The organism is Flavobacteriales bacterium, assembly GCA_016700415.1.
Taxonomy (GTDB): domain Bacteria; phylum Bacteroidota; class Bacteroidia; order Flavobacteriales_F; family PHOS-HE28; genus PHOS-HE28.
Window position 1 is genome coordinate 2,949,604 of sequence record CP065018.1, and the last position, 23,141, is coordinate 2,972,744.

The following is a 23,141-nucleotide window of genomic DNA, read 5'->3' on the forward strand; positions in this document are numbered from 1 at the left end:
CCATGAGAACCCGCATCCCCCTCCTGCTTGTCACCGTGTTGATCATGGGCCCGGCCAGTGCCCAGAACCAGGTGTCGGTGACTCCGATCATCACACCGCCGTACAGCGTATACCTGAACGACTACCAAGGGTCGTTGGTGGTGAACCTGACCAACACCACGAACGCGGTGCTGGACGTGAAGCTGATCGGATCGCTCACCGGGGACAATGGCTACAGCGGCCATACGAAGAGCACTTACTCCCCGTCCTCCCCGATCACCTTGGGCGCCATGGAGACCAAGGTGATCCAAGCCAATTCACAGGCACTGGCCTTCATCGACCAGAACAATTTCCAGATCAATGCCCCGCAGCAGATACAGAACGCGGTGATGCAGACGGGGATCCTGCCCGAGGGCAACTATGAGCTCTGCGTGCAGGCCCTGGATTTCAACACCAACGCACCCCTGTCGGCGGAGGCCCCGATCGGCTGCCTCTTCTTCACCATCAGCTATGCGCAGCCGCCGGTGCTCACCTTCCCTTGGTGCGATGGCACGGTGGACACCGAATGGCCCGTGTTCACCTGGAGCCCGCCGGTCGGGAACTTCAACATGGCCAATGTGCGCTATGACCTGTACGTCCTTGAGCTGCTTCCGGGGCAGAACGCCACGGCCGCCCTCTGGCTCGCGATCGACGGGGTGGCGGGCAATCCCATGGTACGCAGCGACCTGATGGTGCCGTCCTATCCGTGGCAACCGTACGATCCATCGCTGAAGACCAACACCACATACGCCGTGGGCGTGGTGGCGCGGGACATCACCAACAGCATCATGATCGAGAACAAGGGCCGGAGCGAGGTCTGCACCTTCGTTATCAAACCGCTCTCACCGGGACCGGGCATCAATACTTCCGTGGTGACCGGCAACACCACCACGGTATCGGTCTTGCCCATCGGCCCCCTCAAGGACACGCACGTCAAGGGCCGCCTGGTTTACCGCTTCAAGAACAGCAGCCGCACGGGATGTGGCGAGCCAACGGGAGCTGTGTCGATCAGCGACGTGGTCTTGAGCGCCGGGGTCGCCTACCAAGGACCGATCCAAGGACCGACCGCAGGCACATCCACAGGCGGTGGCGCGGTTCAGGCGGAATGGAACGCAGGCAACATGGTCATGGGCGCGTTCAATCTCCCCGGCGGATCATCGAATGCCAACGCGAGCAGCAGTTGGGGAACTGGTTTGACGCACGACGTGGTACCCACGGAGGTAAGCTACTTCCCGACCGAGAAATGGGTGGACCGTTTCCCGGTCGGTGCATCGGGGCACAAGCCGCTGAAGAACATCCCGATCAAACTGGTGGAGCGCGTGGTGCTGGAAGGTGTGGTGTCGCGCGATAGTAAGGGCCAAGTGGTGGGAGAGGCCGATCACGTCGTCCTCGGCGTGGATGATGTTCCCGGCGGCGGGTTCGGAGGTGTCGGGGAGGGCAACCAATGGCACATGGGTAAAGAGATCGCCACGGGCACCACCGGCCCCAACGGTGAGTTCGACCTGTTCTACCACCAGCCTTCCTATACAGGAATACCCGTGCCAGGCCAGCTCGACTATTTCATCACCTTCGACAAGTACGGCCAACCCGCGCACCAATGGAACGGCAGCACGGAGGCATCACGGGCGTACAAAGTCCTGATGATCGAGGTGATCTCACCGTACTACTGCAGCCCCGATCTGGAGATCTATGCCCAGCCGGGCGATGTGGTGGAACTGCCCGACCAAGCCTGCTACGTGCGCAGCTATGACCTGAAGGTGATCGTGACGCAGGGCGCATGCGACTACCAGATGGGCGGCTCTGGCGCACCGATGGGCAATGTGGAGGTGAGCGTATTACGTCCCACGGATCATGCACCGCAAGCCGTGCCGTCCGATGAAGGACAGCACCTTGATGGGACCGTGCCGATGCCCGGCCTCGGCGAGGTCCCCTTGGTATCACGCTGTTCCTCCAAGAGCAGCGACGGCAGTGCGCTGTTCAACAACATGGTGTTCCACGACGCCTACGCGCCGGATGAGTATCTCCTGAAATGCAGCACGGACAAGGACCGCGGGCTGTACAACTACTTCACCTGGACCGCGCCCTACCCGAAAGGACAGTCGGACGCACCTACCGTTGACGGGAACCATCGTTATCTGCGCAACAGTGGTTTCGAGGTGCCGGAGAAAGTGGTGCCCGTGACGCTGGTGCCACAGCAGCCACGCGTGATCGGCCGGGTGATGGTGGATGTGACACAGCCCCTGCCCGACGCCGCCGTGACGCTCCGGCTATACTATGACAAGGCCGCTACTGGCGTACCCATGGTCATGGTGGGCTGCGACCAGACCGCGCAGGCCGACTTCCAATACCTTGAATTCAAACGCACCACCGATGCGAACGGCTTCTTCGATTTCTCCAACATCTTGGTGAAGGGAACAACGGACGGCATGTTCTTCCTTGGTCCGCACGCGAGCATCACGGTGAGCAAGCCCGGCTATCACCCCATGGTGAGGCCCTTGCCGAGCGGTTCCGGTGAAGAGGGTTTCCAGCCGAAGCAATTCAACAACAGCGATCCGGCGCACCCGAAGGTGGACCTGAAGATGGGCCTGCAATGGGACATGACCAGCGGCATCCTGCTTGAGCCTTACGGACTGGTGATGGGCACCATCCAGGATGAGGATGGCAAGCCCGTGCGCTGCGATGTGCAAGTGGGCGATGGTCCATGGGGCCGATCGGAGGCCGTGATGCAGCCGGCCGCGCCCTCCGGAAATAGTGGTGGCGGCCAATGGGTCCCATCGGGGGTTGTGCAGGTCCCGGGCGGAACATCCGGCAGTGGCGTCCAGCAGGTCGCCGGGCCGTGGATGATCCAGCTTCCGACAGGCACGACCGGTGGCGGTGGTGGCCAGAACCAGCAGCCGGATTACACGCAGTTCCCTACCGGAGCCACCGGTGCGATCGGTACCACCGTCTATGCATCGTTCAGCGTCGTTGAACAGTTCAAGGTGCCCGGCCCGTCCGGTGTGCGATTGATCCATGTACTCCCCCTGAGCGACCAATACTTCCCTATCACCACGATGCGCTACGTACCGGTCAATGCGGGTACTGAACCCAGCGATATCGGTGTTTTCACGGTGAAGGAGAAGCGGCATCGCCTGCGGGTGGTGCTCAGCTCCTTCGACGGACCCGTGGCGGGTGCCGTGGTGCGCCTGGATGAGCGCCAACGGATCTCGGATCAAGCGGGAGTGGTTTATTTCGAATTCCTCTCGCCCGAATCCGAGTTCCGGCTGAAGGTGGACCCGCCCGGTGATATGATGCCGGTGGAGCGCATCATCACGAACCCCGTCTCGCCGGAACCGATTACGCTTTATCAAACGATCGAGACGGGCACCAAACTGGCCGGCCGGGTTGAAAGCATCCCCGGCAATACGAAGGTGCCCGGCGCACGCGTATGGGTGGAGATCGGTGCGGACCAATACGGGCCGCAGATGAACCAGACCACGGCGGATGAGAATGGCGAGTTCATCCTTTCCGGTGTGCCCATGGGCCCCTTCACGGTGTATGCCGCGAAGTCTGATGCGCAGATCAGTTACATCGGCACTTCCCAAGCCATCACCTACGCCATGATGCCCGGCCCGCCGCCGGACTTCAAGATGATCCCTCAACTTCCGTATGCGGTGTTGACCCTTCAGCGCGTGGAGGACCTTGACCTCACCACTATTCACGGTTTCCCGGTGGAAGTGACCGCACGCGTGAAGAACAGCGATGGCAGTTCCACGATCAGCGGGGCCTTCGTACACCTTCCCGGCAATGCCAACTTCCGCGTGGAGGATCCCGCGCAACGCATCGGCTTCAGCAACATCAAGGTGAACCCCGGAACATCCAATGCGCAAGGCGTGCCGCGTGCGGTACCGGTGAGCGATCCGGTTGTCACGGACATGACCCACGTGCCGCTCAAGCTGTACACCGGCCTGGACGTCACGCTAAAGGGCATGCCCGTCCTGTTCTATCCCGGCCGTGTTCAGGTGAAGGGTACCCCACAGGGCGGCGAAGTGCGCGGCACAGTGAGCAGCGAACTCTCGTCCTTCAATTTCTCCTACGATTTCAGCGGCCGCTTCTACCTCGGTACTGACAAGGACCAGCCGCTGTTCGATGTGTTCCGCAGCAGCGCGCCCTATCCGCAACGCAGCTTCAACCTGATGACCCTTAGCCTCGTGGGCAATCAAGGATGGGCAGCGTCCAACGCGCGCTTCTCGCTCCGCGGTTTCCCGGCGCGCAGCGACCGTGAGCATTCGTTCGTGGAACCGGATGTCTTCCGCATCGCCACGGTGATCGAAGTGAAGGACGTGCCCGACCTCACCCCGCCCGTGCTGGAACTGAACGTGGGCGATATCCGCGTAACGCCCACCACCATCGAAGGCATCCAAGGGGGCGGCGCCAAGCTCAGCTTCAAGCTGAACAACTGGAGCTTCGGATCCACTACGCCATGGGCCTTCAGTAACGATCTGGCCGCCATCGTGATCCCCAAAGGGATCTTGGACATGGCGCTGGTGAAGGCCGACGTGACGCAGATCATGATCCGGCCGAACGCGCTGGAAATGAACGCGCAGAACCTGGGCGAAGTGCGCCTCGGTGGCGTGGCGCCGCTGATCCCCGAAGCGAACGTGCCGTGGACCTTCGGCTATGATCCCGGCTATGTCTATCAAGGCCAGACCGGCGTATGGCGCTTCGGCACCATGACAGCGGGCAGCGGCACAGTCGCCACCATCCAAGGCCCGTCGGAACTCGTGCCAACCAAGTTGCAATTCTCCAGCTTCTCGTTGGTGAGCCGCGGCCAACCGCTCGCCGAAGTGCGCGCCCTCAACTACCGTTACTTCAATATCATGGACATGGTGCCGGTGGGCAGCATGCAGTTCACGCCCGACGGGGTGGACCTGCTGGTGAACTGCTCCATGGCGATCCATGGCCTGCCGCAGACCACGGGCTTCTTCTCCTTCTTCAAAGAAAGCGGGAAGACCGTGAGCCGTCTGAAGCCGCTCGGCGCCACGGTCACCACGGGGCGCGGCAACGTGTACTTCAAGATGGATGAGCGCATGGCCTCGCAGGAGCTCAAGTCAGGGCAATTCACCTGTTACGGCAAGTTCCGCATCGACCCGGAGGATGGCGCTACCGGCGATCCCGTGTATGCCTACGGATACCTCGATCACAAGGTGGGCAATACGTACATGGATGTGATCCGCGTGGATGCGCAGAACTACAAGGGCGACACGCGACAGGAGATCCGCTTCGGTGCTTCACCGGACAAGAAGATGCTGCTGAACAGCGGCCGACAGACGATGGCCGCCACGCAGTGGAACGAACTCGCCTTCAAGGGCAATCTGCTCAACATGGGCGGCATCCCGGACGGTCCGGAGAACGAACTTTCCTTCATCGTGAAAGGCGCGGTGGCGCTGGACCAAGGCAAGATCTCCATGAGCCAATTGAGCACGCCCTTCGGTGACATGAACATGAGCTACGACTTCGAGCATGCGCGGCTCGTAGGCAGCATGGACCTCGCGAACAACAACTTCGGTGCGGTGAACATCGTGAACGCGCAGCTCGGCCTGCTCGTGGACAAGGACGGTTTCCTGGTGAGCTGCTACGATTCGCATGTGATCGTTCCGGCCGCGCCCTGGCCTTTGCAGGACCATCATCCGGCCTTCATGATCGGTGCGCACAACGCAATTCCCGATACACTACTCTCCAACATGATGAGTTCCTTCCGCTTGAAGACCCTACCGAACCACATGGCCAGCAAGAAGATCAGCGGCATGTACCTACAGAACAAATTGAGCCTGATCGACTTTTCCGTACCGAGCATCAACCTATTGCTGCTTGGCGTGGAAGGCCACGCGAGCTGCAAAGTGGAAGGCCGCACATGGGTGGACTTGAGCGGCAGTGTCGGACTTGGTGGGATGGCCTACGCCGATGCGGGCCTTGAGTTCTGGTTGCTCAGCCCGATCCCCGATTGTTCCAGTGCAAGCGTTTCGGCCAGTGCCGAAATGCTGTTCGAGGCCGCGTACCAGAACGAGGTGTTCACCATGACCTCGTGCGGATCGACCTCCGCCAGCGCCTCGATCTGCGGCGTGGGCGACAGCTTCGGCCTTACCGTGAAAGGGACTGTGAACTCCCAAGGCAAGATCACACTGGAGCGCATCAGCGGATCATGCGGCGGACAATAACTGCAACGACCATGAGAACGATCCTCCTTCCCCTCTTATCGCTCGCGCTTCCTTGCATGGGCCAGAGCACTACGTCCTCCACCTCCGCAGGCAAGTCCTGCTCGTTGCGTCCTCTTTCCGCCGCTACCGATGGCGAACGCGTCCGGGTCGCCTGGGCATCGCCCGCGTGCGAACTGGCCTCGGTGCGCGTGTACCGCCGTCGGCAGCATGTGGGCACCGAAGCGGAGATCCATCCGGTCATCTTCTTCGGCACGCGGCACGACACCACGATCGTGCAGTGCTGGGACACGCTGTTCACCGAACTGGGGATCTATGAGTACCGCTTGATGCCTGTGGATTCCGCAGGTCGCGAAGGACCATCGTCCCCATGGACCACCGCGCACAACCTGCATGAAGAGGCCCGGCCTTGGCTGCGTTCCATCCATGCCGAGGACGTGCCCGGCGCGCGGAGCATCCGCCTGCGATGGACCTTGGAGAACCCGCAGCGTGCGCGAGGCATCGCGATCCACCGGGCCGAGAAATTCGATGGCCCGTACCTGCGCCTCGCGGACGTGGACGCTGCCGACACGGTGTACACGGATCGCGTGCAACGGGTGAAGGAGACTTACTTCTACCGTGTGGAAGTGGTCGATGTGGTGGGGCGATCCACTGTGAGCATGCCCGTGCAAGGCTTGAGCAATACGGCACCGCCCGCAGCACCGCCCAGCGGCGTGATCGCCAAAGCGGAGCTGTACGGAGTCACGCTTTATTGGCCGCATGTCGGTCCGGACATCGCGCACTACCAAGTGGAACGGGGAGCACCGAAGGATGAGAAGTACCTGCTCGTCGCCGATGGGATCCGTGCATCGTCCGCAGGACCCGTGCAGTGGACGGACAGTGCAGCGACCGATCGCGGCGTGATGAGCTATCGTGTGCGGGCCGTGGGCATCGGCGGAACGATCAGCGAGCCTTCAGAGAATGTCACGATCCAAGCGGTCGATGGCCGCACGCCGACCACGCCCACGGAAGTTGCCGTGCGTCTGTTGGATGATACGGTCATGATCAGCTGGCGCGATCCATGGGCCGGGGCACCGGGGGCCTATCTGGCGAATGTGGAGCGCGCCGATGCGGGGAGCGCCGAATTCAAAGTGGTGAATACGCAGCCCTTGGAACCGGGCATCACGGTGTTCAAGGATCCAACCGCAACGGCGAACCGGTCCTACACCTATCGTGTGGTGGGCGTGTCGTTCGCCGGTACACGGGGTGTTCCGTCCGCGTCAGTCGTGCTGGTGGCCGATGATCCGGCCGCTACCGTACCGCGCATGATGATGGCACATCGCACATCGAAAGGCATCGCGCTGGAATGGGCCGCTAGGGAACGCCATGGCAAAGGCTTCAACCTGTACCGCGCCGTGGACAATGGAGAACCCAAGCTCTTGAAGTCCTTGCCGATCGATGCATCGGGCTACACCGACGGATCCACCACCGACGGGGCATTGCACCTCTATGTGCTGCGCCTGGTGCTCCCGGACGGAACCGAGAGCGAGCCGAGCGAGCCGGTGGGAATGCGGTGGTGAGTTGAAAGCAAGCAGGGCCGCCGCAAAGCGACGCCCCGCAAGGGCTTTGGCGAACTGTTTCCCCTCGGCTCCCTCAGTGGTCTCCCGCCGCTGTGGCGGGGACCCTGAGGTCCGGCATTAGTTGAACCCGACCACCGTGATGCCCACGTTCAGCGCTCTCAGTTCCGGTGCTGTTCCCTCCTCGAACATCGGCGTGAGCGCGTATTCGGCGAAGAGGTTCAACGGCCCGTAGCCGATCTGTGCACGGGCCGCCACACGATAGGGCAGCAGGTTGTAGTTGTCCTTGCTGCGCTGCTTCACCGCACGCCCGTCTTCGGTATACTTCTGCTTGTACATGGTATCGAACAGCCAGCTCCCCACCACACCGGCGGCCAAGTGGAAGTTGTGCTTCCGGCTGAATGACCAGTCCGGCTTGGCCTTCAATTCATCCTCGTTAGCGGGCAGCTTGGCCCGGTTGGTATTGAACTCCAGCATCAACGGCACACGCAGGCCGATCTGGCGCAGCTTGTTCTTGCGCAGTTCCGGGCTTTCCATGGCCACCGCGAAGGTGCTGTCGCCATTGAACTGGAGCGTGTTGTTCTCGCTCAGCTTGTAGCTGTCGAACTCGATGCCCGCGCCGGTGAACAGCCCCACGTGGTTGGTGCCGAACTCGATCTTCCGCTCCCAGAAGTTCATCGCGAAGAAGCGGCTCCGGGCGTTGTTCAGTTGCAACGGCCCGCTTTCCGGCCCGTCGCCGATCCGCCCGTCCGTGGTCAGGAAGCTGTTGAGGCCGAACTCCAGCCCGACCCAATGGCAGAAGAGGTTGCGGCGCTCGCGCTTCAGGTCGGCCAGCTTCTTCTCAAAGGTCTTGGTGGTGTCCAAACCAGTGCGCGGGGTGGTGATGATGCGGATGAGCTTCCGCTTGGAGGTGATACGGATGGTGTCGCCTTTTTGGGCGTAGTTGGTGTCGGCGTTCTCCACTTTCACCTTCATGCCGTTGGCACCCGCACTGAGGGTGAGGCTATGCCGTGCCGGTCGCGCAGCGGCGCTGTCCGTGGCAAGGCTGTCCTGCTGGGCCATGCCGGCGAAGGGCAGGAGCAGCAGCGAAAGGAGGATCGGGGTTTTCATTCACTGTTCGGTTTGAGAATAGGACGGGCCGGGTTCCGGATAGTTACAGGCCAAGGCATACGGGGCTGAAAAAGACTGAAGCCCCGCGCCGGAACGGACAAGGGGCTTCAGCAGTGAAGAGGCCCGCGTCACTCCGGGCGGAAGGTGAAACGTACCCGTGAAATGTTCCACAGACCCGAAGGATTCGGCCCCACCTTGATCCGTGCGAGCTTGCGGACCACGTAATCACGCAGATCGCTGTTCCTCGATCCCGAGGCCACGACCACCACCCGGCCTTCCGTGTTCACCACGTAGGCGATGTCCACGGTGCCGTACATGTTCCCGGCATTCTCGGAAAGCGGAAAAATGACAAAGCGATCGATCTGGTGCTTCACTGCGCGCTCCATTTCCGTCTGTGGCGAAGCGGTGCTGAACGTATCAGGCAGATCGCCAATGGAAGCGTGAAGGGTGGATGCCAATAGCAAAAGGCCGAGGGCGAAAACGTGGCGGAGGGTCGTGATCTTCATCGTGCTTGGTGTTTTGGCATCGCTGCCGTTGGTTGTTGGCCATAGGACAGGCCCAAGCGCCGGTTTGTTACAATGATCGATGGAGAACGTGATGAGCGGTACGCATGGAATGATGGGCGGTGAGAATGAAGCGCCGTGTACAGTTCACATGTTGATCGAGGCCCCCGATCTATCGTCTTGCAGACTCCGGGTACTCAACGCCCCCGGCTCGCGCTGACCGAGAAATTGCGGCCCAAGCGAAGCTGGAACCGCCGGCCTTCGGAGGTGTGCTGCACATCCATGCCGCCTTGCCCGCCAGTGACCGCGCCGATCGCCTTGTCCGCGAAGGCCAGCACATCGCTTCCGTCCAGCTCGGCTTTGCGCTCCGGGGTTTCCAGCACTTTGCCGCGCAACGTATTTGCAACGAAGGTCCCCAGGTCTTGGCTGGAACCATGCGTGTCGGAGGAGGGTTCTACCGTTTTCTTTTCCTGTGTTGCAGTTCCTTTTTCGGCAGGTGCGTTGCCGGTCGGGAGCGTTGCCCGCCCTTCGCTCTGTTGCGCCAGTACAGGTTCTTCCACAGGCAGGACCTCCGGGGTGGGTTTCGTGGCGGGTGCGGCCTTAGGTACCGGCGTTTGCTCCGGAACTTGAACTGGCTTGGATGTAGGCTGTTGAGGTTTGGGCGCTGCGGTGCCTGCGGGTACGGCGGGCCTTTCCAGTGAGGTTGGCACTGGTTCTTTCAGCGATACGCCATTGCTTCTTTCGGGGGCATCCGGTTCTTCCATGGCAACAGGCTGCGCGTCCCGGTCCGGTGAAGGGACCTGCCGGGGTTTCACGGAATTTTCAACGCGCGCCACTTCAATCCCGTCCGACGGTCTTTCACGCAGCTGCCACCAGCCAGCGCCTATGAGCAGGAGGAAGCATGCCGCTGCAGCAAGCCTTGGCCACAGGGCCACCACGCGGACCTCGCGCTTTTTCAGACCCTCTTTTCCGGGGAAGGGGATGGGAACGAGCACGGTGTGCGTCGCGGCCACCAAGCGTTCCTCCCGTATGGCCTCTCCATGTTCCGCGATGTAGCGCTTCAATGCGGATCGTTGCTCGAAGGTGAGATCACCTTCGAGGTCCGCGATCAGAAAGTCCGTCAAGCGGTGGGCGTCGGGCATTCCCTTGGGCGGGAAGTGGCGCTCCAGCGTTTCCTTTTCAGCGAACGGAACGGTGCCGTCGGACACTTTCGCCAATGCAATCAATGCGGCTTGGCGATCGGTCTCCGGATGTTCGTAGAGGTAGCGCTCCAGTTTTTTCTCCTGCCCGTTGGTAAGGTCCTTTTCCAAGCGCGCCACAAGGAAGTCGTCCAAGCGTGCGGCATCCGGCTCACCGGTGGGCGGATAGGCTTTCCGCAGCAGTTCCTTCAACGGGAATTCCATATCGCCACCGCCTACGCCGGGCAAGCTGACCAAGGATATCGGCAGGTCCGGGTTGTCCACGAGGAAGCCATCGAGCAATGCCTCCTGCGCAGGGGAGAGGCGGCCTTCCAAGCGGTCCAGCAGCCAAGCCTCGTATGTGTGCCGGTCCAATTTCATAGCACGTTCTCCAAGTTGCCGATGTAGTCCTTCAAGGCGGTGCGTCCGCGATAGATGTACACCTTTACCTGGGTTATGTTCAACTGCGTCAATTCAGCGATCTCCTCGTAGCTGTAGCCTTCCAGGTCCCGCAGCAGCACCACGCTGCGCTGCAATTCCGGAAGCGTGGCCAGTGCGGCGTCCAGCACTTCCTTCAGGTCCGGTTGGCCCTGACTGCCCCAATGCAGGTCGGCATGCCGGTCCTCCATGCGCGTGCTGCGCGATCCCTTGCGGGCCTCGTCCACCAGAAGGTGGTGCGCGGTGGTGAAGAGGTAGCTCTTGGCCTTCGCGCCGTCCACCTCATCCACCTTCTGCCACAACCGGGCAAAGCTTTCCTGCACCACGTCCTTCGCCGTATCGGTGTCGCGCAGGTGCTTCACCGCAAAACGGTAAATGCCGTCCGCATGCTGGTCCACGGCGCTATTGTAGTCGGTGAGGGTCACGGAATGAGGGGGTCCTGAGGATGTGACGGGCTGCTTTGGCGAAAGTTACAAGCCCCTTCCGCACAGGACCGGTACGTATCGGTCCCTGAGCATTGGAGGTTGAAGACCCGAGGCAGCGTATTGGCCTCTGCCCGCGTCATTGAAACTGTACCTTCACCTCAATGAACGCCCCCGACGGGCCAAGGACCTCTTCAAATGAAAACAACTACCCTCCTGTTCGTACTGCTCACTGTATGGATCTCTTGGACCGCCGGAAGCGTACAGGCGCAAACCTATTTCTACTTGGGTCAGATCGCCGTGCTACCTGCTGCGCCCACGGACCAGGACGATGTGCAACTTCAGCTTTCAGGAGACCTCTCCGACACGGGAGCATCCATCACGAGCACGACCGCGCAGGTCACCGGATCTACGGTGGAACTTACCGTGAGCGCGACCAGTGTCGGCGGAGCGGATGTGCTGGTCCCGCATATGGAGACCATGAATGTGGGCGTCCTTCCCGCTGGCACGTACACCATCGTCATAACAGGACCCGGGATCCAGGATCTGGCCCCTGGGGGCCAGCACACCTTTACAGTGACCGGTAGCGTTCCGTCCGCCTGTGATTCGCTCATTCTGGCAAGCTTGTCGTGGGCGCCCTTCAGTGACACGGCCTTGCTGGTCCATGTGTTCAACCCTACGTTCACCTTGTTCGACTATCCCGGCTTTCTATTGTTGGCGGACAATGGTGACACCCTTGCCCAGGAAACGGTGAACTTCTTCGGCATCGCGGGGGAGAGCTACCACACGCTTGCCATTCCTTCGGGCACCATCATGCCGTCCTCGCCGTTCAACGGCACCCTGCAGTTGTGGACCCTCTTCTACGATACATTGGACTGTAGCTGGGACCTTCCTGTCGATCTTTGCCCGCCGGACAGTTGCACCGAGGTGATCGTGGACATGCAGAACTTTGGTTCCGGGCTGGTAACAGGGTCGTTCTTGTACACGGTCCGGGAAGCCGGTTCAGAAGTGGCCACGGGTACATTTATTTTTACGGAACAACAGCAGTACGATCAGGATACGATCTGTCTTCCACCGGGGGATTACATCATGGAGCTCATTCCGCAACAAGGCCCCACCGGCGGCGGGCCCAACTTCGGCGTGGGAATGGGCTACACGGTTCCCGGGCCGCGCGCGCCCGTGACCTGGACCACGCTTGCCGCCGTGGCATTCACGCTGTACGAGCAATGCATCGATGTCGGACAGAGCATTGCCACCTCCGCCCCGAATTCATTGTCGGTAGCCCGTTCAGTAAATGGCATTGAGGTCATGCGGACTGACGGGCAGGCCCTTGGGAACATGCACGTGTACGATGCACAGGGCCGTTCGGTAGTTGCTGCGAAGGAACCCACCGGGCGGCACGCCTTTACCACCACGGGCTGGGCGCCCGGTCTCTACATTTTGCGGGCTGTGGGCAAGGATGGCAATAGGCTCGCTGCCCGTTGGGTGGTGGAGTGAATCGATCCAACTTCTGCACCGCCAAGAATGCTTCTTGCGGGATCTCCACTGAGCCACTGGACGTTTAATTTTTCATGACGGCTTCTTGAGAGTCGTACTTTCGGAATATGAAAGCTGTCATAGTCGGGATGTTACATGGCACTTCCCTGCGGAGCCGTGATGCCGTCCTGCTTGTTTGCAGCATTTTCATCGGTGGTTCCCAGGCACAGTACTACAAGCCGTTCACGGCCAAGACCAAGAAGCTTTTTAGCCAGGATCCGGTCCCGACCAACGGCTATAGCTTGGCCTTTGACTCAGCGACTGTCGACGGCACTGATTCGGTCTACTATCATTTCGGCGCGCTGGATGTGGGGTCGACCTATGAGGACCCGAATTGCTCAGGGTGGGGCCCTCCTTACTGCTACAGAACTGATCAACCCATCTGGCCGGGGACTTTCTTTCGGGCAGACAACATGGGTACCTATTGGTTCGGAACAGTGGGAGGGGACACGCTGCATTTCAATTTCGCAGCATCTATCGGTGATACGAGCACCTTTTATGTAGACGCTGTTCAGCGTTTCTCCTTTGTGAAATCAGGACCTGATACCATGAGCATCTTGGGGTACACGGATTCGGTCTACACCTACGTGATCCAGCACACGGACCTCGCCGGGTCGCCAATCGCATCCGAGTTGCAGCACGACTCTGTGATCGTGGGCAAGGCCCTTGGCTTGGTCCGCTTCTTCCGGGTTGATCTGTTTCCGCAGGTGTTACAGCCCTTGGCAATGCTCGGCAACTTGGACCCTCCACTAGGCATGTACCGGATCACCACGGCAATGATCGAGGACCACCAGCCCGGAGATGTCGTGCAATTCAAGACATACACGGGAGGTACCTTGCCGAACGGGCAACCGTTCACCTATCACACAACCACCTTCCTTTCCCGGTCGGATACCCCGGATTCGGTGTTCTATGATGTGGCATGGGAAAGCTTCAATATCACCTCCGGCGCCAACAATAGCGGAACAAGCATCGCAGGATATTCCAAGAACGAGGTATACGCCGAACTGCCTTTCGAGAAGTTCAATGGCTCCTTCAACACGTTCACGCTTTCGAGTCCATGGAGTTGCATGCCGCTCTGGATCTTATACCGGAATGATGCTCCCAGTTTCGGCCCTTGCCCTGATGGAAATTGCTGGGTCGCAGCGGATACCCAAGGCCCTCCGCCCAGTTCGTACGGCTCTGTCCTATTGGGGCTGGGTGTCACATCGTATTTCTATCAGGACCCCTTTACCCCATGGGATCCGTACTATTTTGAGATCAGAGATCTGGTGTATTTCAAGAAGGATGGTGTGGAATGCGGGCAAGAGATCCATCTTGGAATTGCTGAGAACAACAGGCAGGCCCGGATCGAGCTTCTTCCCAATCCGACGAAGGACAATCTCGTGATCACCTCCTCAAGCCGGATGGACCGGATCGATATTCTGAATACCGGTGGACAGATCGTTCTGCACGCGGAGCCAAGAGCCGATCAAGTGAAACTGGGGCTTGCAGGTGTCCCGTCCGGGCCGTACTTCGCCAACATACACTTGGTGGACGGATCCATTGCGCATCGCAAGGTGATCGTCGCTCGATAGGGGAGCCGGTACAGCTAATCCAACTTCAGCACCGCCAAGAAAGCCTCCTGCGGGATCTCCACCAAGCCCAGGGAGCGCATGCGCTTCTTCCCTTCCTTCTGCTTCTCCAGCAGCTTGCGTTTTAGCAAGCCCGCTGGCGCACCTTGCCTTCGTCCACAGCGGTCAAGTATCCCGCGAACGTGTATAGTCCGGACCGCATCATCACAATGAGCCTTTTGGCCACTTCATCCGGAGTGGCAGGCTCATAGCGGAATACCACAACCCCGTGTGGAGCACGGTGTTTCTTGTTGAACACCAACTCACCGAAATCCTGATCATGCGTAATGAGGATACGCTTTTCCGCAGTGGCGAAAGCGAGGATATCGATATCGTCGGGGATCCGGAGGTCCGTGCCTACGCGCAATACATCATGGCCGAGCATACGCAAGCGCAAGGCGGAGGTCTTCGCCACGCATTCATCAATGAGAAACCTCATTTCGCCTCACCCAAGGGCTGCGGGTACCGGCCTGCCGCGATATTCTCGCTCATGAACCCATAGATCGCTTTGATGTGGGCGGACTTGAGGCGCTCATAATTCTCCAAGAGCGTTTCCTCGGTCCAGCCTTTCGCCATCAGACCCAAAATGAATTCCACGGATAATCGTGTGCCCTTAACAGTAGGCTTGCCCGCCAAGACCTTGGGGTCGCTGGTGATGTACTTGCGCCAATCCATGTTTCAAAGATAGCGAAGCGCAGGAGCGGAGATCCTCAATCCAACTTCAGCACCGCCAAGAAAGCTTCCTGCGGGATCTCCACCGAACCCACGGAACGCATGCGCTTCTTCCCTTCCTTCTGCTTCTCCAGCAGCTTGCGCTTGCGGGAAATATCACCGCCGTAGCATTTCGCGGTCACGTCCTTGCGCAGGGCTTTCACGGTTTCGCGGGCCACGATCTTCGCGCCGATGGCCGCTTGGATGGGGATGTCGAACTGCTGGCGGGGGAGGAGTTCCTTCAGCTTGCTGCACATCTTCTTGCCCAGCTCGTGCGCGTGATCGCGGTGGATCAGCGCGCTGAGGGCATCCACTTTTTCACTGTTCAGCAGGATGTCCAGCTTGATCAGGTCGCTCTGCTTGAAGCCGATGGGGTGGTAGTCGAAGCTGGCGTAACCGCGGCTGATGCTCTTCAGCTTGTCGAAGAAGTCGAAGACGACCTCGCCCAAGGGCAGCTCGAAGGAGAGCTCCACGCGGTCCGTGGTGAGGTAGTTCTGGTTGGTGAGCATGCCGCGCTTCTCGATGCACAGGTTCATGATCACGCCGGTGTATTCGCTCTTGGTGATGATCTGCGCCTTGATGTACGGCTCCTCGATCGTCTCGATGTGCATCACCGGTGGCAGCTCGCTGGGGTTGTGTACGTTGATCACCTCCCCGTCGGTCCGGGTGACGATGTAGCCCACGTTCGGCACGGTGGTGATCACGGTAATGCCGAACTCGCGCTCGATCCGCTCCTGGACGATCTCCATGTGCAGCAGGCCGAGGAAGCCGCAGCGGAAGCCGAAGCCTAACGCGGCGCTGCTCTCCGGCGTCCAGGTGAGGCTGGCGTCGTTCAGCTTCAGCTTTTCCATGGCATCGCGCAGCTCCTCGTACTCGTCGGTTTCCACGGGGAAGATGCCCGCCCACACCATCGGCTTCACATCCTCGAAGCCATGGATGGCCACTTCACATGGCCGCGCTTGGTGCGTGATGGTGTCGCCCACCTTCACCTCGCTGGCGGTCTTGATGCCGCTGATGATGTAGCCCACATCGCCCGCGCTCAGTTGCGGCTTGGGCTTCAGGTCCATCTTCAACACGCCGATCTCGTCCGCGTCGTACACCACGCCGGTGTTGAAGAATTTCACCTTCTCGCCCTTGCGGATGGTGCCGTTCATCACGCGGAAGTAGGCGATGATACCTCGGAAAGAGTTGAACACGCTGTCGAAGATGAGCGCCTGCAACGGTGCGGCGGGATCGCCTTTCGGGGCGGGCACGCGCTCCACGATGGCCTCCAGCAGCTTGTCAACGCCCAAGCCGGTCTTACCGCTGGCGCTGAGGATGTCCTCCAGCTCGCAGCCGATGAGGTCCACGATCTGGTCCTTCACCTCCTCCGGGTTGGCGCTGGGGAGGTCCATCTTGTTCAGCACGGGGATGATCTCCAGGTCGTGCTCCAAGGCTAGGTAAAGGTTGCTGATGGTCTGGGCTTGGATGCCTTGGGTGGCGTCCACGATCAGCAGGGCACCTTCGCAGGCGGCGATGCTCCGGCTCACCTCGTAGCTGAAGTCCACGTGGCCCGGGGTATCGATCAGGTTCAGGATGTACTTCTCGCCATTGAGCTCATAGTCCATCTGGATGGCCTTGCTCTTGATGGTGATGCCGCGCTCGCGCTCCAGGTCCATGTCGTCCAGGTTCTGCGCCTGCATGTCGCGGTCGGCGATGGTGCCGGTCATCTGCAGCAGCCGGTCGGCCAAGGTGCTCTTGCCGTGGTCGATGTGCGCGATGATGCAGAAATTGCGGGTGTTCTTCATGCTTGGGTCGCCGAAGCCTGGCGAAGGTGTGGGGCCGGGCCGAAAATGCCCGCGAAGGTAACGGGGAGGAGCCTAACCGAGGAGGCGTGCCTTTGGCGGCCAGGGGCGCGGAGGACGGCAGTGCAGGAGTTCACCTACATTCGTTGTACCAAACTCCACTGCCATGGGATCTCGATACCTCGTTTCGGCATTTGCAATTGCGATCGCAGGATACTGCTCCGCCCAATTCACGCCCGGTTCCGATGCGTACCAAGCATGGAAGCTGACGCAGATCCAGCATCCGCAACCCGCTGTTCACCCACCCGTGGTCCATGGTCATTCAGGTTCCCAGCGTGATAATGAGCCGTGCGCGTGCTGGATCACACCGGACAGCTCATATACCTTGGCGATGACCCCGAACGATGATGGATCAACCGGGCTTATTCAATTGCCGTTCACCTTCAGCCTGTACGGCGACGAGTACACGTCCTGCTACATAAACAACAACGGGAACATCTCTTTCGTGACCCCATACTACACCTATACCGCATACGGTTTCCCATCCGCTGATTTCCAGATGGTGGCTCCCTTCTGGGCCGATGTCGACACCCGTGCGGATTCAGGCACGGTGATGTACCGGTTGACCCCCCATGCGCTCTACGTCAACTGGTCTGCGGTCGGTTATTACAGCATGCAAACTGACAAGCTGAACACTTTCCAGCTCATCGTCACCGATGGCACTGACCCTGTGATATCCGGAGGGAACAATGTGTCTTTTTGCTATGGGGCGATGGAATGGACCACGGGCTCTGCATCCCAAGGCGTGGGCGGTTTTGGCGGTATCCCGGCCACGGTCGGTGCAAACCGGGGTGATGGGACAGACTACTTGCAGCTCGGCCGCTTCGACCATGCGGGAACGGACTGGGACGGCTCGTTCGGTAACAATGACGGGGTGGCCTGGTTAACGGAACGGCACTATTCCTTTAACACGTCCGACGAGAGCATTCCGCCCATCTTCTCCAGCATCGGCTGTGACACCTTGGACATCGAGGTGGGCACATCCTTGGATTATCCCATGATGATGATCGCAGGAGGCCCGGGTCAGGTAGTCACGGGAACCGCTCAATGCCAAGGCATCACCAACTACGTTGAAACGATCACGAGCATCGGGAACGGCACACAGATCATGTCCACCATTACGCCGACCGCGAGCGAAGCGGGGACCATCCACACCATCAATTATACCGCACAGACCAATGACCCCGTGCCATTGACCTCCACGTACACCGTTTATTTGAAGGTGTTGGACGCGACCACGGGGATCCATGACGCAAGCAGGGCAACTAACCTTACGGTCCAGCCTAACCCGGCAATGGACCGTGCCACGATCACCTGGCCGACCGGTCAACAGCCGGGCCGCGTGGAAGTGTTCGCCATGAACGGTGCGGTAGTGATGACAAAAAACCCGATCGTTGGAGCTGCGCAAATGGAACTGGACCTACGCAGCTTGCCGGACGGCATCTACACCGTGCGGGCCACAGGCGCGACATCCACATCCACGGTGCGGCTTGTAAGAAGTTCTGCCAGGTAGGCCATAGGTCGGCGGGTTTTCGTTGCGCTCGTTGCGTGCGTTGCGGTTAAGACCGAAGCGGTACCTCCGGTGCCCTCTTTGCGCCCTTCGTGGCCGAAGGCATGCCTCTGCGGTCCAAAACACAGTGGACCTCCGGCAATTTCTTTGCGCTCTTTGCGTCCTTTGCAGTTCAATCCTGAGCGGTACCTCCGGCGCTCCCCCGTACTTTCGCGGCTTCGCATGAAGACCCCCGCCCGTACCACCGTCACCGCCGCGTTGCCCTATGCTAACGGCCCCCTGCACATCGGCCACATTGCCGGGGCCTACCTGCCTGCCGACATCTATGTGCGCAACCTGAAGGCACGTGGCAAGGAGGTGCTCTTTGTCTGCGGAAGCGATGAGCACGGCGCTGCCATCACCCTGCGCGCCCTGAAGGAAGGCACCACGCCGCAGGCCATCGTGGACAAGTACCACGCGATGATGGGGAAGGCCTTCGCGGACTTCGGGATCGAATTCGACATCTACCACCGCACCAGCAGCGAGCTGCACAAGAAGACCTCGCAGGATTTCTTCCTCCAGCTGAATAAGAACGGCGCCTTTACGGAGAACACCGAGGAGCAGTACTACGACGCCGAGGCCAAGCAATTCCTCGCTGACCGTTACATCATCGGTACCTGCCCCAACTGTGGTAACCCCGATGCTTACGGCGACCAGTGCGAGAAGTGCGGCAGCGCGCTCAGCCCGAAGGACCTTATCGATCCGCGCAGCACGCTCAGCGGCAGCAAGCCGGAGCTGCGGCCCACCAAGCACTGGTACCTGCCCATGGAGCGCAGTCAGGAATGGATGACCAAGTGGATCAATTCCGGAGTGCTCGACGGCGAACAGCAGCACGATGCCGCCGAGTGGAAGCCGCAGGTGCTGGGCCAATGCAACAGCTGGCTGAAGGAAGGTCTGCGTCCCCGCGCCATGACGCGCGACCTCGCCTGGGGCGTGCCCGTACCGCTTCCCGGCGCAGAAGGGAAAGCGCTCTATGTGTGGCTTGATGCACCCATCGGCTACATCAGCGCTACCCAGCAATGGGCGAAGGACAACCCTTCGACAGGCTCAGGGGCAGACTGGGAGAAATGGTGGAAGGCCGACGACACGCGCCTGCTGCATTTCATCGGTAAGGACAACATCGTTTTCCATTGCATCATCTTCCCGATCCTGCTGAAGGAACACGGCGGGTTCATCCTTCCGCAGAACGTGCCCGCGAACGAATTCCTGAACCTCGAAGGGAAGAAGCTCAGCACCAGCCGCAACTGGGCGGTGTGGCTGCACGAGTACATCGAACGCTGGCCGGACCGCCAGGACGAACTGCGCTACGCGCTCGCCACCATCTTTCCGGAGTTCAAGGACAGTGAGTTCACGTGGAAGGATTTCCAGGACAAGAACAACAACGAGCTGGTGGCCATCATCGGCAACTTCGTGCAGCGCGTCTTCGTGCTCTGCAACAAGTACTATGACGGTAAGGTACCGGAACCCGCGGCATCCAGCGCGGTGCAAGGCGAGCAGGACACCGTGCTGTGGGCGGAGCTCTCGGGGATCCCCGGAAAGGTGGCGGCGGACATCGACAAGTTCCGCTTCCGCGATGCGCTGGCCACGGCCATGAACGCCGCGCGCTTAGGCAACAAATACCTCACGGACACCGAGCCGTGGAAGCTGGAGAAGACCGACCCGGACCGCGTGCGCACGGTGCTCTTCAACGGTCTGCGGATCTCCGCCGCGCTCAGCGTGGTGCTGGAACCGTTCCTGCCTTTCACCGCACAAAAGCTGCGCAACATGCTCGGCCTCGGCGACCTCAAGTGGTCCGATGCGCTCCGTGATGGTCTCGTCGTTCCGGGCGCGCAGCTCGGCAAACCGGAGCACCTCTTCAAACCCATCACCGACGCGGAGATCGCCGCCGAAGTGGAACGCCTGAAAGCCAACGCGCCCATGGACCAAAAGCCCGAAGAACCGAAAGCCGCCGCTGAGCCCAAAACCGCCAAGCCGACGATCACCTTCGACGACTTCGCCAAGCTGGACCTGCGCATCGGCACCATCACCGCTGCGGAGAAAGTGCCCAAGGCCGACAAGCTGTTGAAGCTCGCCATCGACATCGGCGAAGCGGAGCCGCGCACCATCGTCAGCGGCATCGCGCAGCACTTCACGCCGGAAGAACTGCCGGGCCAACAGGTGCTCCTGCTCTGCAACCTCGAACCCCGCAAAATGCGCGGCGTGGAAAGCCAAGGCATGGTGCTGATGGCGGAGGACGCTGAGGGACGATTGCGCTTTGTGCAGCCTTCGGAGGAGGTACCTTCGGGGAGTGAGGTGAGGTGAGGTTTAGTTGTCAGTTGTTGGTTCTCCGCCTGCCCGGGCCTTGACCCGGGGTCAGGCGTTGTAGCGCCAAAGCGGATTAGCGATCAAGGCCGTATTGAGGCCGCCCAGCAAATACCACCGAACAAGAAAGCCGCGCTGAACAAGCAAGTTCAGTCACCCCTTCTCCCCGGGAGAAGGGGCCGGGGGTTGAGGCCGTTGCGTTCGTTGTGGTTAACCACTTGACCGATACCTCCGGCCCTTCATCTGCGGCTATCTGCGTGATCTGCGGATTATCCCTTCACTTCGATCTGCGGTAAACCCAAAAGGGCCGCCCCAAGAGGCAGCCCTTTCAGCGGAAAGCCACAACAAGATCAATGCACCAGCGGCACGCGGAACGTACGCTGAGCATCGCCTCTATTCACGCGTACGAACCACACGCCAGTGCTCAGCTCCTCCGTAGGCAGGCTGATCCGCCCGGAGATCCGGATGTTATCGCGGTCGATCACCGTGCGGCCCAGGGCATCGAGCACCTCCACGCGCACAGGCGCCGTGCCGAAGCCATGCTCGATGATGATCGATGCAGCGGTGGCGAACACGTTCATGTCCTCAAGTCTATCAACGGCGCTCATGCCGGTGTTCACATCCACCGTCACGTCCATGCTGAACGTGGCTTCGCAGGCACCGTTGTCCACGGTGAGCTGCACGGTGTAAGTGCCGGGCACGGCCCAAACCTGCGTGGGGTCCATGGCGGTGCTGGTATTGCCATCGCCGAAGTCCCAGAGGTAAGTAGAGGCGGTGGTTCCCGTGTAGGTGAACATGAGGGCGATCCCCGCGATCACTTCGGAAGTATCCGCGATAAAGCTCGGTACGGGTTCGGCCAATACCGTGAAGTCCACCGGTGTGCGCCCGCCGCTGTTGCAGACGGTGGAGGAGACCCCGCAGTCCGCGTACAGCATGGTAACGCCGGGCATATCGGTGCTGGCCAAACCTTCAGCCACGGGATCCAGCGAGGAATTGCCATAGGCTATCATGTTGCCGCCGTTGGGCGCATCGTACCAGAAAGGTGTGGGCAGGAGGTAGTCGAACTCCACACGTGCCGAGCCGATGTAGCCCGTTCCGTAAGTGCTTTTGGTTTGGAGTTGCGCAACGCCGGTTTCGTAGGGCCCGGTCATGGGTACGATCAGTTCGGGCACCGTGCCGGAATACTGCTCGTGGTTCGGCATCAGCTGGATCTCTCCTGCAATGCTGCCGGTGAGGTTGATGAAGAGGTCGCTCATCCAGACCGGGTCCGGCGCTTGCACGTTGGTGAGGATGAGGCGGCCGGCCTGCACCACCGCGCCGGCGGGCAACGGGGGCAAGGTGATGGAGGAACGGAGCACGTAATCGGTCCCCGTGCATTCGAGGTTGGCTCCCGGGAAATCGTACACGGCCGTAAAGCGCCCACCGAGGGCTTCGGTGCAGCCTTCCACGGAAACACCGGAGCCGGCAGGAACAGTATCGCCCACGCAAACGGAAAGTGCCGTCGCGGTGAGCGGTGCGCAGTCCTCGGCTACGCCCAGCACGATGTTGGGCAGGGCGGTGGAGTTGAGCGTTTCACCGGATAGCGGTTCCAATTGACCGGCGGTGTAGAGCAGGTCGTCCAGCAGGGAATAGCTGCGTTTTACAGGTGCGGTACTGGTGAAGGCCACCGAGGCGTTGGCCGAGGCGGTTCCATAGGTGGGGCTGAAATGGGTGACCTCCACCAACAGGTTGCTGGTGCCGTTCCAGATAAACGGCGTGTTGAGCGTGAAGTCGTTGTTGCCTACGACCGGCTGGTGGTCCTTCGGCGTGGTAACTGCACCGGTGGGCGTGCCCAGGAAGGCGCTGAGCGAAGTGGCCGTGGTGCTACCGATACGCAGCGTATAATTCTCGTGCATGCCCGAGCCGTTCAACGCCGTGACGACCCAACGTAGCCGCACGATGGCATCCCCGGAGGAAAGACCGGCGGCGGAAAGCTCGGAGGCGAGATAGATGTACTGGGCACGTTGGCCGGCGTAGATATCACCGAACGGGCAGGGTACACCATTGGCCCCGTTGGTAGCGGTACCGGTGCCTACGGGATGCCACTCCTGGGCGGATGCCGGTGTCAGGGCAAGCGACGCGCTGAGCACCAGGGCGGAAAGCAGCGAATGGGAGCGGATCTTCATGAA

General features: G+C 60.5%; 14 protein-coding genes and 1 pseudogene. 6 read left to right on the forward strand and 9 right to left on the reverse strand.

Features of this window, described 5'->3' with window-relative positions; all coding sequences use genetic code 11:
• Positions 1-2 precede the first annotated feature (2 nt).
• Together IPP95_12340 and IPP95_12345 are read left to right on the forward strand one after the other, a co-directional pair.
• Positions 3-6,215: a hypothetical protein gene (locus tag IPP95_12340; protein ID QQS71961.1), complete on the forward strand. Its 6,213-nt coding sequence runs from the start codon at positions 3-5 to the stop codon at positions 6,213-6,215.
• Positions 6,216-6,226: 11 nt separating this feature from the next.
• Entirely contained in the window at positions 6,227-7,771 is a 1,545-nt protein-coding gene (locus tag IPP95_12345) for a hypothetical protein (GenBank protein QQS71962.1), read from the forward strand.
• Between the two features lie 117 nt (positions 7,772-7,888).
• Here IPP95_12345 and IPP95_12350 read toward each other — a convergent pair whose 3' ends face one another.
• From IPP95_12350 to IPP95_12365, 4 genes are all read right to left on the reverse strand, one after another.
• Positions 7,889-8,878, reverse strand: a complete 990-nt coding sequence (locus IPP95_12350; GenBank protein QQS71963.1) for a hypothetical protein — start codon at positions 8,876-8,878, stop codon at positions 7,889-7,891.
• Between the two features lie 128 nt (positions 8,879-9,006).
• The gene (locus IPP95_12355) at positions 9,007-9,384 is read right to left on the reverse strand and encodes a hypothetical protein (GenBank protein ID QQS71964.1); all 378 of its coding nucleotides are present in this window, start codon (positions 9,382-9,384) and stop codon (positions 9,007-9,009) included.
• Positions 9,385-9,578: 194 nt separating this feature from the next.
• On the reverse strand, positions 9,579-10,940 hold the full coding sequence (locus IPP95_12360; protein ID QQS71965.1) for a hypothetical protein: 1,362 nt from the start codon (positions 10,938-10,940) through the stop codon (positions 9,579-9,581).
• A complete protein-coding gene (locus IPP95_12365; protein QQS71966.1) occupies positions 10,937-11,422 on the reverse strand; it encodes an RNA polymerase sigma factor in 486 nt (161 codons plus the stop codon). Before IPP95_12365 ends, IPP95_12360 begins: the two co-directional genes overlap by 4 nt.
• A 195-nt stretch (positions 11,423-11,617) precedes the next feature.
• On the opposite strand from IPP95_12365, the gene IPP95_12370 reads away from it, so the two are divergent.
• The gene (locus IPP95_12370) at positions 11,618-12,916 is read left to right on the forward strand and encodes a T9SS type A sorting domain-containing protein (GenBank protein ID QQS71967.1); all 1,299 of its coding nucleotides are present in this window, start codon (positions 11,618-11,620) and stop codon (positions 12,914-12,916) included.
• Between the two features lie 107 nt (positions 12,917-13,023).
• Complete coding sequence (locus tag IPP95_12375) at positions 13,024-14,532, forward strand: hypothetical protein (GenBank protein ID QQS71968.1); 1,509 nt, start codon at positions 13,024-13,026, stop codon at positions 14,530-14,532.
• Positions 14,533-14,546: 14 nt separating this feature from the next.
• Here IPP95_12375 and IPP95_12380 read toward each other — a convergent pair.
• From IPP95_12380 to lepA, 4 genes and pseudogenes are all read right to left on the reverse strand, one after another.
• A pseudogene (locus IPP95_12380) lies at positions 14,547-14,654 on the reverse strand (hypothetical protein).
• On the reverse strand, positions 14,654-15,007 hold the full coding sequence (locus IPP95_12385; protein QQS71969.1) for a DUF5615 family PIN-like protein: 354 nt from the start codon (positions 15,005-15,007) through the stop codon (positions 14,654-14,656). The pseudogene IPP95_12380 and the gene IPP95_12385 overlap by 1 nt, the downstream one beginning before the upstream one ends.
• Positions 15,004-15,243, reverse strand: coding sequence for a DUF433 domain-containing protein (locus tag IPP95_12390; protein QQS71970.1), 240 nt, complete (start codon positions 15,241-15,243; stop codon positions 15,004-15,006). Before IPP95_12390 ends, IPP95_12385 begins: the two co-directional genes overlap by 4 nt.
• Positions 15,244-15,278: 35 nt before the next feature.
• Complete coding sequence (gene lepA / locus IPP95_12395) at positions 15,279-17,066, reverse strand: elongation factor 4 (protein QQS71971.1); 1,788 nt, start codon at positions 17,064-17,066, stop codon at positions 15,279-15,281.
• Between the two features lie 163 nt (positions 17,067-17,229).
• Between lepA and IPP95_12400 the strand changes: the two genes are divergently transcribed.
• Both IPP95_12400 and metG read left to right on the forward strand, forming a co-directional pair.
• On the forward strand, positions 17,230-18,636 hold the full coding sequence (locus tag IPP95_12400; protein QQS71972.1) for a T9SS type A sorting domain-containing protein: 1,407 nt from the start codon (positions 17,230-17,232) through the stop codon (positions 18,634-18,636).
• A gap of 219 nt (positions 18,637-18,855) precedes the next feature.
• Positions 18,856-20,973: a methionine--tRNA ligase gene (gene metG / locus IPP95_12405; GenBank protein QQS71973.1), complete on the forward strand. Its 2,118-nt coding sequence runs from the start codon at positions 18,856-18,858 to the stop codon at positions 20,971-20,973.
• A gap of 350 nt (positions 20,974-21,323) precedes the next feature.
• Here the strand turns inward: metG and IPP95_12410 are convergent, their stop codons facing one another.
• Positions 21,324-23,138, reverse strand: coding sequence for a PKD domain-containing protein (locus IPP95_12410; GenBank protein QQS71974.1), 1,815 nt, complete (start codon positions 23,136-23,138; stop codon positions 21,324-21,326).
• Positions 23,139-23,141 lie beyond the last annotated feature (3 nt).

What these genes read in the sequence shown, in the direction of transcription:
- IPP95_12340 (QQS71961.1), top strand. Translation starts at nt 3, where the DNA reads ATGAGAACCCGCATCCCCCTCCTGCTTGTCACCGTGTTGATCATGGGC.
- IPP95_12345 (QQS71962.1), top strand. Translation starts at nt 6,227, where the DNA reads ATGAGAACGATCCTCCTTCCCCTCTTATCGCTCGCGCTTCCTTGCATG.
- IPP95_12350 (QQS71963.1), bottom strand. Translation starts at nt 8,878, where the DNA reads ATGAAAACCCCGATCCTCCTTTCGCTGCTGCTCCTGCCCTTCGCCGGC.
- IPP95_12355 (QQS71964.1), bottom strand. Translation starts at nt 9,384, where the DNA reads ATGAAGATCACGACCCTCCGCCACGTTTTCGCCCTCGGCCTTTTGCTA.
- IPP95_12360 (QQS71965.1), bottom strand. Translation starts at nt 10,940, where the DNA reads ATGAAATTGGACCGGCACACATACGAGGCTTGGCTGCTGGACCGCTTG.
- IPP95_12370 (QQS71967.1), top strand. Translation starts at nt 11,618, where the DNA reads ATGAAAACAACTACCCTCCTGTTCGTACTGCTCACTGTATGGATCTCT.
- IPP95_12375 (QQS71968.1), top strand. Translation starts at nt 13,024, where the DNA reads ATGAAAGCTGTCATAGTCGGGATGTTACATGGCACTTCCCTGCGGAGC.
- IPP95_12385 (QQS71969.1), bottom strand. Translation starts at nt 15,007, where the DNA reads ATGAGGTTTCTCATTGATGAATGCGTGGCGAAGACCTCCGCCTTGCGC.
- IPP95_12390 (QQS71970.1), bottom strand. Translation starts at nt 15,243, where the DNA reads ATGGATTGGCGCAAGTACATCACCAGCGACCCCAAGGTCTTGGCGGGC.
- lepA (QQS71971.1), bottom strand. Translation starts at nt 17,066, where the DNA reads ATGAAGAACACCCGCAATTTCTGCATCATCGCGCACATCGACCACGGC.
- IPP95_12400 (QQS71972.1), top strand. Translation starts at nt 17,230, where the DNA reads ATGGGATCTCGATACCTCGTTTCGGCATTTGCAATTGCGATCGCAGGA.
- metG (QQS71973.1), top strand. Translation starts at nt 18,856, where the DNA reads ATGAAGACCCCCGCCCGTACCACCGTCACCGCCGCGTTGCCCTATGCT.
- IPP95_12410 (QQS71974.1), bottom strand. Translation starts at nt 23,138, where the DNA reads ATGAAGATCCGCTCCCATTCGCTGCTTTCCGCCCTGGTGCTCAGCGCG.